This is a genomic window from Pedobacter sp. UYP1 (assembly GCF_040547305.1).
Taxonomy (GTDB): Bacteria; Bacteroidota; Bacteroidia; order Sphingobacteriales; family Sphingobacteriaceae; genus Pedobacter.
In genome coordinates, this window is sequence record NZ_JBEPPL010000016.1 from 128,911 (window position 1) to 146,367 (window position 17,457).

At 39.8% G+C, this 17,457-nt stretch carries 15 protein-coding genes; 2 read left to right on the forward strand and 13 right to left on the reverse strand.

Going from position 1 to position 17,457, the window contains the following annotated elements:
- The 13 genes from ABIB30_RS23570 to ABIB30_RS23630 all read right to left on the reverse strand — a co-directional run bounded on the left by ABIB30_RS23570 (position 1) and on the right by ABIB30_RS23630 (position 15,259).
- A complete protein-coding gene (locus ABIB30_RS23570) occupies positions 1-1,905 on the reverse strand; it encodes a beta-N-acetylhexosaminidase (RefSeq protein ID WP_354305503.1) in 1,905 nt (634 codons plus the stop codon).
- A 156-nt stretch (positions 1,906-2,061) separates the two neighbouring features.
- On the reverse strand, positions 2,062-3,459 hold the full coding sequence (gene dacB / locus ABIB30_RS23575; RefSeq protein ID WP_354305504.1) for a D-alanyl-D-alanine carboxypeptidase/D-alanyl-D-alanine endopeptidase: 1,398 nt from the start codon (positions 3,457-3,459) through the stop codon (positions 2,062-2,064).
- Between the two features lie 119 nt (positions 3,460-3,578).
- Entirely contained in the window at positions 3,579-4,571 is a 993-nt protein-coding gene (locus ABIB30_RS23580) for an aspartate-semialdehyde dehydrogenase (RefSeq protein ID WP_354305505.1), read from the reverse strand.
- Between the two features lie 208 nt (positions 4,572-4,779).
- Positions 4,780-5,652 (reverse strand): sugar phosphate isomerase/epimerase family protein, encoded by an 873-nt coding sequence (locus ABIB30_RS23585; protein WP_354305506.1) that lies wholly within the window; start codon positions 5,650-5,652, stop codon positions 4,780-4,782.
- A 10-nt stretch (positions 5,653-5,662) separates the two neighbouring features.
- A complete protein-coding gene (locus tag ABIB30_RS23590; RefSeq protein WP_354305507.1) occupies positions 5,663-6,565 on the reverse strand; it encodes a hydroxypyruvate isomerase family protein in 903 nt (300 codons plus the stop codon).
- 2 nt (positions 6,566-6,567) lie between these two features.
- Positions 6,568-7,815: a nucleoside permease gene (locus ABIB30_RS23595; protein ID WP_354305519.1), complete on the reverse strand. Its 1,248-nt coding sequence runs from the start codon at positions 7,813-7,815 to the stop codon at positions 6,568-6,570.
- 44 nt (positions 7,816-7,859) lie between these two features.
- Positions 7,860-8,552, reverse strand: a complete 693-nt coding sequence (locus ABIB30_RS23600; protein WP_354305508.1) for a 3-keto-disaccharide hydrolase — start codon at positions 8,550-8,552, stop codon at positions 7,860-7,862.
- A 20-nt stretch (positions 8,553-8,572) separates the two neighbouring features.
- Positions 8,573-10,030 (reverse strand): Gfo/Idh/MocA family protein, encoded by a 1,458-nt coding sequence (locus ABIB30_RS23605; protein ID WP_354305509.1) that lies wholly within the window; start codon positions 10,028-10,030, stop codon positions 8,573-8,575.
- Positions 10,031-10,159: 129 nt separating this feature from the next.
- Positions 10,160-10,558, reverse strand: coding sequence for a c-type cytochrome (locus ABIB30_RS23610; protein ID WP_354305510.1), 399 nt, complete (start codon positions 10,556-10,558; stop codon positions 10,160-10,162).
- A 109-nt stretch (positions 10,559-10,667) separates the two neighbouring features.
- Positions 10,668-11,723, reverse strand: a complete 1,056-nt coding sequence (locus tag ABIB30_RS23615) for a sugar phosphate isomerase/epimerase family protein (RefSeq protein WP_354305511.1) — start codon at positions 11,721-11,723, stop codon at positions 10,668-10,670.
- A 6-nt stretch (positions 11,724-11,729) separates the two neighbouring features.
- Positions 11,730-12,887 carry a Gfo/Idh/MocA family protein gene (locus ABIB30_RS23620; protein ID WP_354305512.1) on the reverse strand — a complete coding sequence of 386 codons (1,158 nt, stop codon included), beginning with the start codon at positions 12,885-12,887 and terminating at the stop codon, positions 11,730-11,732.
- The gene (locus ABIB30_RS23625) at positions 12,887-14,587 is read right to left on the reverse strand and encodes a GMC oxidoreductase (protein ID WP_354305513.1); all 1,701 of its coding nucleotides are present in this window, start codon (positions 14,585-14,587) and stop codon (positions 12,887-12,889) included. The genes ABIB30_RS23620 and ABIB30_RS23625 overlap by 1 nt, the downstream gene beginning before the upstream one ends.
- A gap of 18 nt (positions 14,588-14,605) precedes the next feature.
- Entirely contained in the window at positions 14,606-15,259 is a 654-nt protein-coding gene (locus ABIB30_RS23630) for a gluconate 2-dehydrogenase subunit 3 family protein (RefSeq protein WP_354305514.1), read from the reverse strand.
- A gap of 281 nt (positions 15,260-15,540) precedes the next feature.
- Between ABIB30_RS23630 and ABIB30_RS23635 the strand changes: the two genes are divergently transcribed.
- Both ABIB30_RS23635 and ABIB30_RS23640 read left to right on the forward strand, forming a co-directional pair.
- Positions 15,541-16,491: an NAD-dependent epimerase/dehydratase family protein gene (locus tag ABIB30_RS23635; RefSeq protein ID WP_354305515.1), complete on the forward strand. Its 951-nt coding sequence runs from the start codon at positions 15,541-15,543 to the stop codon at positions 16,489-16,491.
- Between the two features lie 18 nt (positions 16,492-16,509).
- A complete protein-coding gene (locus ABIB30_RS23640) occupies positions 16,510-17,235 on the forward strand; it encodes a YebC/PmpR family DNA-binding transcriptional regulator (protein ID WP_183870059.1) in 726 nt (241 codons plus the stop codon).
- Positions 17,236-17,457: the final 222 nt, after the last annotated feature.

The following is a 17,457-nucleotide window of genomic DNA, read 5'->3' on the forward strand; positions in this document are numbered from 1 at the left end:
TTATCTTTTTCCTGCTCTTTTATTTAAATCATCAACAGTTATTGTTAGTAATCTGCCGATCGCCTGTTTACCTCTGTAGGTAATCACACGCATTTGGTTTGCATCCTTAGGGATGACCACTTTTTCTGTATATTTTGGATAAAACCTATCAGGAGTCGAATTGTCGAAGCTGTAATAAATATCCAGACCATCAATTTCGGTAGTCAGTTCAACCATCACCTGTTTATCTGCAGTTCTGCTTGCTTTTACAATAGGGTCATAAATTGCTGGCGAATATTTAGTCTCAGCAATGTCCATTCTATGAAAATGCTGCTCAACTTTACCGGTGAAATTAGTCCAGTTTTTCTTCTCTTTAGGAGACCATACTGATTCCGCAATGGCATAACCTCTTGGCCAGGTCATATATTCGGCCTGACGGATATTATAGACTTGTTCTGCCCATAAGTTCCCTTGTCCTCCTTTGATGTATTTAGGGTCTGCTCCGGCCGGGATAGGGTCAAATTCATAGGCTTTACCTAAACGGACAGAATTATATACTTTGGATTCAGAAGTAACATCACCCTGCATCAAATCAAGATAGTTAGTCCCTTGTGGGCTCATTACAACTTCATGTTTGGTGCGGGAAGCCTCTATCCCGAAATTCACACTTCTCCAGCTCATCACTGCTGCACTTGGAGGCATATCGCCATTAAGAATTTCATCCCATCCCATAAATTTCTTGCCTTTCGACTCTACAATTTTCTGCACTCTCTTTTCGAAATATCCTTGAACCTGATGCATATCTTTTAAGCCTTCTCTTGCCATTAAAGCTTTAATAGCATCACTCTTCTGCCAGTAATTTATTGGAGCTTCATCACCACCCATATGAATATATTCAAAAGGGAATAAAGCAGCTACTTGTGTAATGATCGTATCGAGAAAAGCATAGACTTTTTCATTAGCCGGGCATAAGGTATTATCGACCAATGCAATTGGTGGAGCACCTTTTGACCAGTCCATAATACGCTCTCCTGAACGTACACGGTAAGTTTCTGCGCCAGGGGTACAAGATAGTTCCGGGTAAGAAACAACTGCTGCAAGACTATGTCCGGGAACATCAATCTCTGGTAAAATATCTACGAATCTGTCTTTGGCATATTTAATCAGTTCTCTGACATCGTCCTGCGTATAAAAACCACCATAAGTACGCGGTTCATCAGCTCCCGGTGTACTGAAAGTACCGAAATCACCTACTTTTTTAACATTCCATGCACCTACCTCAGTTAATTTTGGCAAACCTTTAATCTCTAATCTCCAACCTTCATCATCTGTAAGGTGAAGATGCAGCAGGTTAAACTTATAGCGAACCATCGCATCAATGTATTGCTTCACTTCTTGTTTCGTGAAAAAGTGGCGGGCTACATCAAACATCAATCCTCTCCAGGCTACGCGCGGATAGTCAGTAACTTCTACACAAGGGATCTTCCAGGTTACCCCTTCCACTAACTCTTTGGATTCTATTTCTTTTGGGAAGAGCTGCAATAGACTCTGAACACCATAAAAAAGTCCCGCTGCCTGATTCGCTTTAATAACGATCATAGTTGGCGTTACCGAAAGTTGATAGCCTTCATTTCCTAAAGTTGCATCTGGTCTGGGGTTGAGTACTAATCTGATGGTCCCTGTTGCTTGTGTATGCGCAAATTCAGCGACAAACTTACCCGTAGGAACGGACAGTTTTTCCTTCAGATAATCTACTACAAGTTTCATCTCCGGAGTAGCTAAAACAACTACTTTATCTGGTAAAGTGAAAGAACCATTGGTTTTTAACAAAGATACAGGCTCTGGAATTATTGAAAATTCAGGTGGTCTGCTGGTAAAATTGGTATTGCTATCTATAACAGAAGAATTAGAAGTTCCGGATCCCATTTGTTGACTATATGTGCTCGTATAAAAAAGTAGGCAGCATATAAAAGGTAAAAATTTATTCATAAAATGAAGAGGGGCTTGTGCTTGTGAAATTGGTAAAAGGTTGCAATTTAACAATTTGTGGATAAATACGGGGTTTCTGTGGATAAATTATTGCTACTTAAGGGCATCCAGCACTTTGAATAGTTTACTATTAATGCCAGAACCTGAATAATTGTTAATATTGATCACAATTACATATTTACTGCCGTTATCAGCTGTATAATAGCCCGCAAATGCAGAAACATCGTTGATCGTACCGCTTTTTAATTTCATTCCATTGTATTCTGGTAAAGATTTATAGAAATCCGGGAACCAGTTTTCCTGCTGTACCTGGAAGAGGATGTTGGCCATGGCCGAAGTCGTCACTCTGGTAGCTGGTGAAAGTCCGCTGCCATCAATAATATTCATTGCGTTTTTATCAAAGCCTTTAGCGGCCCAGAATTTAACCTCTGCAGCTGCACCATTACTTGTGGTAGGCGCAACACCCGATTTCCATGCAATAGTTCTTAAAAGATGTTCTGCATATAAGTTGATACTCTTTTTATTTAGCCAGTAAACGATCTCGGGCAGGGCAGGAGAGGTTATGGTACTCAGTTTTTGTTTAACTTCTGGCAAAGGTAATTTGGCTGCAGAAAGCTGGCGGCTTGTTACCGGAGCTTCTGTAACCTGAATGCTTGCCCTGGCTAAAGTATCTTTCAAACGGAATGCTGCTTCATAAGCTGGATCGGGTAAGGCAGCAGCAATACCTTGTTTTTGTATATCTGTTGCCCATGTGCCTCTCAGGTAAGCCATATTCGATAAAGGCGGGAGATAAGCGTAGGCATGGTCTCCACTGCCAGCGGTACCCGGTTTTAATTCGTTGACGATCGTCAGGTAAGGCATATCTGGTACCGTTTTAAGTATAGCAACCAGATTTCCCGGACGGAGTTTAATGTCAAACTGATTTTCTCTCCAGCTTAAGGCTGATGTACCTGCGCCATAATAATTACCAAGGTCCTGCCATATCCAGCCGTCTGGTGTAGATTGAGTGCCCCAAAGGCCATCATCACCAATCACCTTACCCTCAACTCTTTTAATACCAGCTGCTTTGATTGCTGAGACCCATTGGGCTAAGACCACGCTTTCTTTGCTATTTGCATAACGCGGAGAACCCAGCGTAGGGTCGCCGCCGCCAATTATAATTAAATCTCCTTTTAAGGTGCCGTCAGCACTAACACTCCCGCTGTAGCCCAACGTAGTTTGATAATGGAAATCTTTGCCTAAAATGGAAAATGCGGTTGCTGAGGTGATTGTTTTTAACGTAGAAGCAGTAGCGAGCCCGATATTCTCGTTCTTTGCATACAGTTGTTTTCCTGTTTTAGCATCTAATACACAAATTGAAGTGATTGCATATTTTGCTTGCTTGTCTTCTAATAGTGTATTGAAGGATTGTGTTAGTTTTTGCACAGGGCTCTGGGCAAACGAAAAACCGTGCGAAAGCACGAACAGGAATACTATTGATTTTTTTAACATCTATATCGGATAAATCTATTGCAAATAACGGGAAAGCAAAAGACTAATAACAAAAAATGTGGTGTTATTCCAGCATTTTGCCAGATTAACACCACATCCTGTATTTTTAAAGAACCGGATCAGATCAGCTCTTTTCTTAGTAAAAATTCAGCAATCTGCACTGTATTCGTTGCAGCACCTTTACGCAGGTTATCTGCAACAATCCACATATTTACAGTATTTGGCAAAGATTCGTCTCTTCTGATACGACCTACAAAAACCTCATCTTTTTCATGTGCATCTTTCGGCATAGGGTATTTAAGATTTGCAATATCATCTACTACAATAATACCGTCTGTTTTCTCTAAAATTGATCTGATCTCAGCAACATCAAAATCACTCTCAAACTCTATGTTCACAGATTCTGAGTGACCACCCATTACAGGGATTCTTACTGTTGTTGCTGTTACGCGGATGCTATCGTCGCCCATAATTTTACGGGTTTCTTTGATCATTTTCATTTCTTCCTTAGTATACCCGTTTTCTTCGAATACATCAATCTGAGGAATAACGTTTAGGTCGATCTGGTGAGGATAAGCCATCGGGCCATCTAAAATACCTTTACGCTCATTCATCATTTGCTCCACAGCCTTAACGCCAGTTCCGGTAACAGATTGATAAGTAGAAACCACTACACGTTTAATTCTGTATTTATCATGCAATGGTTTTAAAGCCACTACCATTTGTATCGTTGAACAATTTGGATTAGCAATGATTTTATCATCAATTGATAATTCATGACCATTAACCTCTGGTACAATCAGTTTTTTAGATGGATCCATGCGCCATGCAGACGAATTATCAATTACCGTTGTTCCTGCTTCTGCAAATAAAGGAGCATATTTTAAGGAAGTACTGCCACCCGCAGAGAATAAAGCCACATCAGGTTTCATTGCAATTGCTGTTTCCATGTTAACAACCTTGAACTTCTTACCCTTGAATATGATCTCTTTACCAACACTCTTCTCAGATGCAACCGGAATTAGTTCGGTTAACGGGAAATTACGCTCTTCTAGTACTTTTAACATAACAGTGCCTACTAAACCAGTAGCACCTACAACTGCAATTTTCATGTTTTGATTTTTTTTAATGGTTTTTTTTAAAGTTTATTAATGATAATATACCATATTCCAAATATGGGAAAAAACTTCGCTTTTTCCTTAGAATCTGTTTAAATAGTTTCTTAAAACCAGCTCTTTATGACGCATTTTACTGATTTCAGGAAACCTTGCTGCACAAAAAAAGGCGGGCTTATTTAAGCCCGCCTTCTAAATAAATTATTTATAAGATTGACTTTTTAACGTAATCTGCACTTTGCTTAATACTCACATAAGGATCAATGCTGTAGTTCTCCTGCTCTACGATCAGGTGTTTTAATCCTGCCAGTTTAGCTCCTTTATAGATTGCCTTAAAATCAATCTTTCCAGAGCCTACTTCTGTATTAATCGTGTTGTCAACTTTGTCCATATCCTTTACATGCCACATTGGGAAACGTCCCGGGTGATCAGTAAATAACTTGATTGGATCATTACCAGATCTTACTACCCAGTAGATATCCATTTCAAACTTAACCGCGTTCGGATCTGTTTCTTTTAGCAGGATTTCATAACCCGTGGTTTCACCATATTTTACAAATTCGAAATTATGGTTATGGTACCCCAGGCCCAGTCCGCTTGCTTTACAAATTGCTGAAGCTTCGTTTAGTCTTGCTGCAACTTTTTTCCAGTCATCTTCTGTTTTGCGTAAATTATCTCCTAAATACGGAGCCACAATATAGCTGCTGCCAATTGTATTGGCTGCCTCGATATAGCTTTTGAGCTCATCTGAGTTACCGGTTCCGATGAATTTATCCATCCCATAATGTCCGCTTGGCGCAGTTAACCCATTATTTGATAGTAAAGTCTTAAAAGCTTTAGGATCTAAACCCCAATACTTATCTTTTAATGAATAACCATAAGTTTCCACTTCTTTATAGCCAGCTTTTGCAACTTTAGCAATCGTACCAGCTACATCAGCTGGTAATTGTGCTCTTAATGAATATAGTTGTAAACCAACAACTTTTGCCGGGGCAGCAGCAAAGGTTAGTGAGGGTAATACCACAGCACCTGCCGCAGCTAAACCCGCCTGTTTAAGGAAATCTCTTCTTGAGTTCATAATTAAATCTTTATAAGTCACAAATTTTAACCGCGTTTCTTAAGGACTGAAGTTTATCCTTCTGTTTAGGAATAAATTCCTGTGCGATGTATCCTTTAAAACCTGTTGCCAGGATAGCTTTGATGATTGCAGGATAAAAAAGTTCCTGCGAGTCATCTATTTCATTCCTGCCGGGTACACCAGCAGTATGGTAATGCGCAATATACGGGTGATAAGTACTGATGTTGTGAATAACGTCACCTTCATCAATTTGCATATGATAAATGTCGTATAGTAATTTAAAGTTCTCTGAACCCAGTCTTTTAGCAAGTTCAGCGCCCCACGCAGTATGATCACACTGGTAATCTTTATGATCAACTTTACTATTCAATAATTCCATCACCAGTACAACATTGTGTTTCTCGGCAATTCCAATAACCTGCTTCAATCCTTCCACACAATTATTCCACCCTTCTTCATCAGTTTTGCCTCTGCGGCTTCCACTAAAACAAATCAGGTTTTTATAACCAGCTTCTGCTACCAGAGGAATCATTTTTGTATAATTCTCTATCAATTTAGGATGAAACGTTTTATCATTCCAGCCATCAGTCAAATTAATCTCTGCACCATTACACATTGAAGAATACAATCCATGTTTCTTCAAAACAGGCCATTCAGCAGGCCCTACGAGGTCTATTGCTTTTAAGCCCATTCCTTTGACTGCGATACAAAGTTCATCCAATTCAATGTCACTAAAACACCAGCGGCAAACAGAATGGTTTACATTCCCTTTTAAAGGAGCATTACTTTTTAAGGAAGCATCACCTGATTCCCGTTCCGCAGCATAGGAAGGCATCGCAGAAGACAGTCCCAAAATTGCTGAACCTGTAATCATTGTTTTCAGCGCATTTCTACGGCTTTGCTCAGTACCCATCTTTAAACTTCGTTAAATTGGGTGTCCACAACTCTTTTACGTTTCTCGTTAAAGAAAACGGTGAAAAGTAAGAATACAACCAACGCAATTCCTGCAGGGATGATCCAAACCATTTTCCAGTCTACAGAGCCATCAACTAATTTATAGCTGTCAGTAATCATACCAGCAACTTTAAAGCCAATCAGCATCCCTACACCATAAGTAGCCAGAGTAATTAAACCCTGAGCAGCACTTTTATATTTTTCTCCAGCTCTTGAATTCGTGTAAATCTGTCCCGATACAAAGAAGAAGTCATAACATACACCATGTAAAGCGATACCGATAATTAGCATAAAGCTTAATTCACCAGCATTACCATAAGCGAATAAAGCATAACGAACTGCCCAGGCAATCATGCCGACCAGGATCGTGGTTTTAAATCCGAATCTTTTGAAGAATACAGGGATCATTAATAAAAATAATGCTTCAGATACTTGTCCAATTGCCATTTTACCAGTAGGCCCTTCTACACCAATATTGGATAAGAAAAGATTTGCATTCTGATAATAAAAAGCAAGCGGGATACAGATTAAAATAGCAGATACGAAGAAAACCGCGAAGTTTTTATCCTTCAGTAATTTCAAAGCGTCTAAACCCAGGATATCTGAGATCGTAACTTTATCATCTTTGGATACTTTTGGTGGGGTTTCAGGCAATGCAAAACTAAACAAACCTAGAATCAGAGAAGCTACTCCGGCCATCAGGAAAGTGTTTTTTAACAGACCTGAATCCATCCCAGCTTTTGAATCCCATAAGAATAAGTAACTGATACATAATCCAGCAACAATCCATCCGATAGTACCCCAGAATCTGATATTTGAAAACTCTTTTTCAGCATCTTTCATCTGGTTAAATGATACCGAATTCACTAAGGCCAGGGTAGGCATAAACAGGATCATATAACCTAAAACATAAGGATAGAATACATTTACATCCGTCGCTGTATACATCTGGTACATTAATACCGCTCCGATCAGATGCAGTACACCGAGAATTTTCTCTGCATTAAAGAATCTGTCGGCAATCAGTCCGATAATAAAAGGGGCAATAATCGCTCCCCACGACTGCGTAGAGAATACAGCAGCTGAGTCTGCACCTGTAGCGTGCAGGTTTTTTTCTAAGAAAGTACCCAGCGTAACAAACCATGAACCCCAGATAAAGAACTCCAGGAACATCATAGTTGATAATTTAATACGGGTATTAATATTCATCATATAGTTTAAAGGTTTTTAAGGTGTATCAGAATTTAACAAGCTTACAGTTCTTTGATCATAATATTACGGAACCAAACTTCATCTCCATGATCTTGTAATGCAATCTTTCCTTTTGTAAAAGTTCCAAAACCTTCCCATTTAGCAAACTTGCTACCTGCGATCAGTGCTTTCCAGTTCTCATCGAACTGTGTAGTTGAAACTGTTTTTACGCCATTCAAGATAAATTCTAATTTACCTTTATTACTGATAATTTCGGCAGTATTCCATTGTCCAACTGGTTTAACAGGTTCTGAACTGCTTTTTACCAAGTCGTACAAATCACCTGCACGGTGTTTAATTATCTTTCCATCAGGGTGTCCATCATTGTCAATTACCTGCATCTCAGGGCCTGTACTGTAAGTTTGATTGTATTTCTCCGGATTCTCATTGATGTGGAATAAGATACCGCTATTAGATTTAGGAGCTACTTTCCAGTCAATTTTTAAATGGAAGTTTGCATATTCTTTATCCGTTACCAGGTCACCATCGTCTTTTTGTTTAGACTTGGGGTCAAGATGTATTGCACCATTTTCAACTTTCCAGCCTTTTCCGACAGAAGTTTTTCCATAGCTATGCCATCCTTTAGTTGTTTTTCCATCAAATAAAGAAGTAAACCCTTTTTTTGAACTCTGAGCTTGTGAATTGAAGCTAATCATTGTAAATACCAGTATCGCAGAAATCGCGTAAGTCTTCATATATGTTGTTTTAGATAAAATTAAGCACCCAGTGTCCATCCTTTGCGGTATTCGCGTTTGACGTACTGGTTTACAGCATCAAAATTGGTAACTTTCATATTGTCATTATCCCATAACAGTTTGATATTTCTGCCAGGATAACTAATTTTTCCATTTGCATCTTTGCGTTGTACATCATTTGCTCTGATAGCAAGGTTAGCCATTAACAAGGCTTCTGTAAGCGGACCTGCAATTTCGAACGGAGAACTCAGTTCTTTTTTGCCATGACCGGCGATACAAGCCTCAACCCATTGCGCATAATGACCTTCTGCACCATGAGATACACGCGCAAATTTTTCAGGAACTTTAATGTCTTTATTACGGCTCAATGGTAAAAGACGAGGATTCGCACTATAGGTTTCACTCATCATTTTTCCTTTTGTTCCGATGAATAATGTTCCATTACCTCCATCACCAAATACTTCATTGGCTTCCAGTTCTTCCGGACGCGTTGGTTGAATACCACCATCCATCCAATGTACGGTAACATCACCCTGAGTTTTAGCAGTTTTAGGGAATTTTAACGTTACATGACTTGAAGGCGGGCAACTATCCGGGAAATAACCACGTTTAAATTCATCCACATAAACAGAACCAACGCTGGCTTCTACCTCAGCAGCATACTTTAAACCAAGCACACTAAAAGGAGCTTCCAGCAAATGGCAACCCATATCTCCTAATGCACCTGTTCCATAATCCCACCAGCCTCTCCAGTTAAAAGGAACAAGCTTTTCTACGTAGTCTTTATAAGGAGCACTGTTCAGCCATAAATCCCAGTCCAGGTTTTTAGGAATATCTGCTTTGTTTGCAGACCATGGAATACCTTGCGGCCATACCGGACGGTCTGTCCAGGCATAAACGGTATGTACATCTCCAATCAGACCTGCATCATACCATTCTTTCATTTGACGGGGGCCATCATTTGAGGCACCCTGGTTACCCATTTGTGTAACCACTTTATATTTTTTTGCCGCTTCTGTTAACTTTCTGGCCTCATAAATATCATGAGTTAATGGTTTTTGAACATACACATGTTTACCTAGTTGCATGGCAGCAAGGGCAATCATTGCATGACTATGATCTGGCGTTGAAACACTAACTGCATCAAAGTTTTTATGCTCTTTATCAAGCAATTCGCGCCAGTCTTTATAAAATTTGGCTTTAGGGAAGCTTTTCACTGATCCCGCAGCTCTGTTTGTATCTACATCACATAAAAATCCGATATCTGCTTTTCCGCTTTTAGCAAAATTTGCAATATCTGAACCACCTTTTCCACCTGCTCCAACTCCTGCTACTATTAATCTGTCACTCGGTGCTATAAATCCATTGCCACCCAATACATGACGGGGTACAATCATAAATGAAGCTGCGGCTACTGCTGTTGTCTTAAGAAACGAACGCCTGTTAGACGCGTCTATCTCTTTGTTGGTTTTTTTCATCAGATTATATTGGTTTTAGGTTATGAAGCTTGCATGAGTTTTGTCAGCTAAACTCTGAGTGTAAACTCATGCAGGTTCCATGCTTAATACTATTCGGTTAGATAGGGATATGTTGGTGTTCCGGAGAACTTATTTTTTCAGTGACAAAATCCAGGTCACCATTTGTTTAGCATCGTCTTTACTCAAATTAGGGTGAGGAGTCATTGGCAGATCACCCCAGGTTCCTTTACTTCCTGCAATCACTACATCAGCTAATTTGTTGATGTTTTCTTCGCTTGAAGGATATTTTGCTGCGATATCTACATATGCAGGTCCGATTACCTTTTGAGTTTTGTTATGGCAGCCGATACAATCTGCTGTAGCTATTAGTTTCTCACCTGGCAACATTTCTGATGGAGTTTGTGCCTTTACCGTAGTTTCAGTATCTGTTGAAGCTGCTGTAGTTGACCCTTCAGTAGTAGATCCCGGGTTTCCGCAAGAAGCTATTGCTAAACTAATACATCCCAAAATTAACAGTGTCTTTTTCATAATGTTCTTATTGTTCTTAATGGTTATGAAGCTTTCATGAGCTTTTTATCCTGATTATAAAGGTAAGCTCATTCAGGTTTCATTGTTTTGTGTGTTTGTGTTTTACTATTTATTTTATACCTAATATTTGTTTGTTGAATTCTAAATCTGCACCTGTCGCAGCGAAATCATCAAATGCTCTGGTAGTTACCGGAATAATGTGGTTTTTAATAAACTCAGCACCTTCTCTGGCTCCAGTCTCAGAATCTTTAATACAGCATTCCCATTCCATTACTGCCCAACCTTTAAAATCATACTGTGCAAGTTTACTGAAGATAGTTTTGAAATCTACCTGTCCATCTCCAGGAGAACGGTAACGGCCTGCGCGGTTTGCCCAGCTCTGGTAGCCACCAAAAGTACCCTGACGGCCAGTTGGGTTAAATTCTGCATCCTTTACATGGAAAGCTTTAATTCTTTCATGATAAAGATCAATATACTGGATGTAATCCAGCTGTTGTAATACAAAGTGTGATGGATCATACAATAGGCATGCTCTTGGATGGAAATTTACCTGCTCCAAAAACATCTCATAAGTTACCCCATCAAACAAATCTTCACCCGGGTGGATCTCATAACAAACATCTACACCACAAGTATCAAATTCATTCAATATCGGCAACCATCGGCGGGCAAGTTCTTTAAAACCTTCCTCTACTAATCCTTCTGGTCTTTGTGGCCATGGATGAAACATATGCCATAAAAGTGAACCACTAAAAGTTGCATGTGCATTCAAACCAAGGTTCTGAGAAGCCTTGGCAGCATATTTAAGTTGTTGTACTGCCCACTCAGTTCTGGCTGCTGGATTATTCTGATAAGCAGCTGGTGCGAAACCATCAAATACCTTGTCATAAGCAGGATTAACTGCGATTAACTGACCTTGAATATGCGTAGAAAGTTCTGTAATTTCCAGACCATAAGAATTGATTTTTCCTTTCAGTTCATCCGCATAGGTTTTACTCTCTGCCGCTTTCTGCAAGTCAATAAATCTGTTATCCAGGGTTGGCATTTGTATACCTTTAAACCCTAAATCTGCTGCCCATTGACAAATCCCGTCAAGGGAATTGAACGGGGCCTGGTCTCCAATAAACTGGGCTAAAAAAACTGCTGGTCCTTTGATTGTTGTCATCGTTATTTATATTTTAAAATCAAACCATTTCTGGTCTGAAAGCCCTGAGGCCACTACATTTTCTATAAACGCCATTCCACGTACACCATCCTCTACACCAGGGAAATCTAACATTTCCGGAGTAGGAGTTTTACCTTCTTGCTTTGCCTTTAAAGTTAACGCGAAATTCCGGTAAATGTTCGCAAAAGCTTCCAGATAACCTTCCGGATGTCCGGCTGGTGTTCTCGCATTAAACTGCGCTGCGGAGGTTAAATAACCTTGTCCGGCGCGGTAAAGTTGAGTAGGTGCATCCAGCCATTTTACTTTCAGTGTATTCGGTTCTTCCTGGTGCCATTCCAGACTTCCTTTTTCCCCGTAAACTTTAATCTTCAGTGCATTTTCTTCTCCAGCAGCAATCTGTGAAGCCACTAAAACTCCATTTGCTCCATTGTCGAATTTCAGTAAGACATTTCCGTCATCATCAAGCGCACGACCATCTACCATAATATTCAGGTCCGCACAGATTTTTGTAATCTCCAGACCTGAAATATATTCAGCAAGCTGTGCAGCATGTGTTCCGATATCCCCCATACAACCACTGATCCCACTTTTCGAAGGATCAGTTCTCCACGCAGATTGTTTGTTGCCATCACGTTCAGAAGGTAAACTTAACCACCCCTGAGGATATTCTACCAGGATTTTTCTAATCTTCCCGAAAGCATTATCCTTTACCATCTGACGCGCCTGTTTAACCATCGGATAACCAGAATACGTATAGGTAAGCGCTAAAGTCAAACCTGTTTCCGATACTTTGTCTCTGAGTTGTTTGGCCTCTGCCAGTGTTAAACTGATCGGCTTGTCAATAACCACATGGAAACCATGTTCCAGCGCCAGCATTGCAGGCGCGAAATGCGCGAAATTAGGGGTAACAATAGTTACAAAATGCATTCTTACAGCTTCAGGCAGGAGACTCTCTTTTTCGATCATCTCCTGGTAAGTCCCGTAATTTCTGTCTGCTGCCAGGAACAATAATTCACCCGATTCCTTTGCGGTTTCAGGATTGGAACTTAAAGCTCCGCAAACCAGTTCTATCTGACCATCTATATTGGCTGCGATGCGGTGGACGGCGCCTATAAAGGCATTTTTACCACCACCGATCATCCCCATTCTTATTTTACCGTTCATTAAAGATTACCTTTTTTTAGTTCACTTACTGCAAAATCTGCTGCTCTGGCTGTCAAAGCCATAAAAGTCAGCGAAGGATTTTGACAAGCAATAGATGGCATACAAGATCCATCAGTTACAAACACATTTTTAACTTCATGCATCTGGTTCCATTTATTTAATACCGAAGTCTTAGGATCATTTCCCATACGGGCTGTTCCTTGTTCATGAATAGCCATGCCTGGAGTTGATCCCGCATCATAAGTTTGTACATTCTTGATTCCTGCTGCTTCAAGCATTTCTGCTGCGTCATTCATCATGTCAATACGCATTTTTTCTTCGTTACCTTTAAACTCACAGTCAATAGCCAATACCGGCATTCCCCATTTATCTTTTTTGGTTTTATCGATATAAACTCTGTTTTCATGGTATGGAAGAGACTCTCCAAAACCACCTAATCCCATTTTCCAGGCACCTGGCTGTGTCATCAGATCTTTAAAGTCGCCACCAAAAGCAAGTTCAGCTACATCTTTATGCCATCCTGTACGGCTTGCACCACCTTGATAACCGAATCCACGTAAATAATCACGTTTATCGCCACCCATGTTCTGGTATCTTGGTACATAAATACCATTTGCCCTGCGGCCATAAGTATATTTATCGTCAAAACCTTCAGCATCTCCCGAAGCGCCACAACGGAAATGGTGATCCATTAAATTGTGTCCAAGCTCACCACTTCCATTACCTAAACCATTAGGATGTTCAGCAGAAGTTGAATTTAACAATAAGAAAGTACTCCCTAAAGTAGAACCATTTACAAAGACAATCTTTGCAAAGTATTCTATGTTTTCTTTAGTCTCTGAATCGATGATCACTACGCCTGTTGCTTTCTGTGTTTCTTTGTCATAAACAATATGGTCTACCAAAGAGAAAGGACGTAAAGTAAGGTTTCCAGTAGCTACAGCAGCCGGAAGTGTAGAAGATTGTGTACTGAAATAAGCACCAAAAGGACAACCTCTGCTACATCTGTCACGGTATTGGCAACTTCCTCTTCCTCCATGGGGAACAGTAAGATTTGCTGTACGGCCAATAGTCATGATACGTGATTTCTTCCACTTATCTTCTATTCTCTTTTTAACATCTTTTTCCACGCAATTCATTTCCATTGGCGGCAGAAAGTGTCCATCAGGTAAAGCAGGCCAGTTTTCTACCTGACCACTAATGCCTGCAAACTTTTCAACATGGTCATACCATGGGCTTAAGTCTTTGTATCTGATAGGCCAGTCATTACCATGACCGTCTTTTTTATTGTCTTCAAAGTTCAGGTCACTGAAGCGGTAACTTTGACGGCCCCACATCAATGATTTTCCACCTACGTGAAATCCGCGGTACCAGTCAAAACGTTTAACTTCTGTGTACGGACATTCATGGTCATTTACCCAAAAGCTTTCATTGAATTCCTGGTAAGGATAATCACGCTTTTGTACCGGGTGTGCATCTTTTTGTACTTCAGTTAATTTACCACGGTGTTCAAATTCCCATGGTTTTTTCATTGCTGTAGTATAGTCTTTTATATGTTCAATGTTTCTGCCGCGTTCAAGCAACAGAACTTTAAGTCCCTTTTCAGTTAGTTCTTTTGCTGCCCATCCTCCACTTATTCCTGATCCGACTACGATAGCATCGTATGTATTTTGTGCGGTTGCTTTTGTGTTTAAATTCATGTGTTTTGTAAATAGAGATTAAGAAGAATAAACTTTTTGTCCAGGTTTCAAATCAACACAGCCATTGTAACGGCCGGGAACGTCAATGTATTCTAACGCTTGTGTTGCACCGATTTCTGAGGTGAAATAACCTAACATGGTTAAATCTCTTGCGATGGCAAAAAAGTAAGAAGGGCCTTGTGGGCCATATTTAGCAGCTTTAACAGTATTTGTCAAAGCTTTTCCAGTTCCTTTCGCTTTTTCTGCAGCTGCAGCTTTTTCACCGTCAGCTTTCTGAGCAGCAACGGTCTCATCTCTTACTTTTCCAAGTAATTCTCCGCGTTCTTTTACAGAAATTTTAAGGAACGAATTGTTGTATTCTTTTTTAGAACGTGCTTCCAGATCTTCAAGACCTTTCACAAATACGTCTTGTGCCTCTTTAGGGTAACAGTCCCTAACCATCATTGAAATCCATGGCCCGACACCTGCAGCTTTTGCACCTGGTGTTTTAGTTGATGGGATAATAATGTCTGCTACTTCAGTGATCAACTGGTCCTGATCTGCTGAAAATAGTCCCGATCCTTTCTTGGTGGAAGGGGTGTTACAGCTGTCAAGAAATACTCCGATTGTAGTAGCAGATAATGCGCCTCCCATTAAAAAGGCAATGTTTCTGACTGCGTCTCTTCTTTCCATACTTTGATATTTGGTTATTTAAGGTGTTGTTTATACACTATCAACTACTAAAAATAGAAAAAAAATAGACGTAACGAACAAAATATTGATATTTAATTCTCAATATTCTTGCTTTTGTTACACCCTATATTCATTCTAAATAAGGAATTGGCAAAAGGATGTCTAAACACCCTTTTAAAGGCTATTTTAAGACCGCTTACTAAATATAAACAATACCTGTGTAAAAACATTTTTCAACAGGTTTCATGCAATTTTTTACCTTTGCCAAAATCAAAAGACCAATGACCGAAAAAATACTAGTATTAGGCTCTAATGGGCAGATAGGAACTGAACTGGTTACTGCACTGCGCAAAACTTATGGTGAAGACAATGTAGTGGCCTGTGATATCCGACGTCCTGATTATGACATTAAGAATTCAGGACCTTTTGAGTTCGTTAATGTTTTAGAGAAGGATACTTTAAATACCATTTTTAATAAATATAAACCTAGCCAGGTTTATTTGCTGGCCGCTTTATTATCGGCTACTGGTGAGCAGAATCCAAAGCTTGCCTGGGACCTGAATATGAATGGTTTGCTGAACATCCTTGACCTGGCGATTGTCTATAAAACTGCAAAAGTTTACTGGCCAAGTTCAATTGCAGTATTCGGCCCTAATTCTCCAAAGGATCAGACTGAACAATATTGTGTGATGGATCCAAATACCGTTTATGGTATCAGTAAATTAGCAGGTGAAAGATGGTGTGAGTATTACCATCAGAAATTTGGTCTGGATGTACGTAGTATTCGCTATCCAGGTTTAATTAGCTGGAAAGCTGCTCCAGGTGGAGGAACAACGGATTATGCGATTCATATATTTCATGATGCTTTAAAGAAAGCGAGTTATGCTTCCTTCCTTTCTGCTGAAACGGAATTGCCAATGATGTATATGGACGATGCGATCCGTGGAACAATAGAATTGATGGATGCTCCGGCAGACCGTATTTCTATTCGTTCAAGCTACAATTTTGCTGGTGTAAGTTTTACGCCTGAAACTTTGGCCGCTGAAATAAGGAAACATATTCCAGAATTTACCTTAACTTATACTGCTAATGATCCCCGTCAACAGATAGCTTCAAGCTGGCCACGTTCGATGGATGATCAGATTGCAAGACGTGACTGGGGTTGGAAGCCTGAATTTAATCTGTCAAAAATGACGATTGATATGTTAAACAATTTAAAAAAGATAGGGTAAACCTATATAATTTATACCATGGGAAGAGCATTTGAGTTTAGAAAAGAAAGAAAATTTAAGCGTTGGGCTAAAATGGCCGTACAGTTCACCCGTATAGGGAAAGAGATTGTAATGGCAGTAAAGGACGGTGGTCCGAATCCTGATACGAATTCACGTTTACGTACAGCGATCCAAAACTCTAAAGCGGTAAATATGCCGAAGGACCGAGTGGATGCTGCAATTAAAAGGGCTTCTAATAAGGATGAGAATGGTTACGAGGAGCATGTTTACGAAGGATATGCACTTCATGGTGTAGCTATATTAATCGAAACTGCTACTGACAATACGAATAGAACTGTAGCTAACGTGCGTAGTTACTTCAGTAAAACTGGTGGTTCTTTAGGGAAAACAGGTTCTCTGGATTTCATTTTCAACCGCAAGTCTATTTTTAGATTTGTACCAGGAGAGAAGGATTTGGAAGAGTTGGAGTTCGAATTGATCGATGCTGGTTTAGAAGAGCTATATCTGGAATCTGATGAAGAGGGTAATGATATCGCAGTTGTTCAGACAGCATTTGAAGATTTTGGTAAGATGCAGAAAGCACTGGAAGATTTAGGCTTTGAAATGAAAAGCGCGAAATTGGAAAGGATTGCTATGTCCACAACACCTATTTCTGAAGAACAGGCGCTTGATGTTTTCAAACTTATCGATAAGTTGGAAGATGATGACGATGTACAGGCTGTTTATAACAACATGGCTGAATAAAGGGGGTGTCCTCTGAGAATAAAAAAAACAGGAAGTAAGTTTTCTTCTGACGTTCATGAAGAATGAACAATGTCAGAAAACTTACTTCCTGTTTTTTTTATTCTCATCCGAACTGAGGGGAGCTGGAAAAGAAAGAAAGAAAGAAAGAAAGAAAGAAAGAAAGAAAGAAAGAAAGAAAGAAAGAAAGAAAGAAAGAAAGAAAGAAAGAAAGAAAGAAAGAAA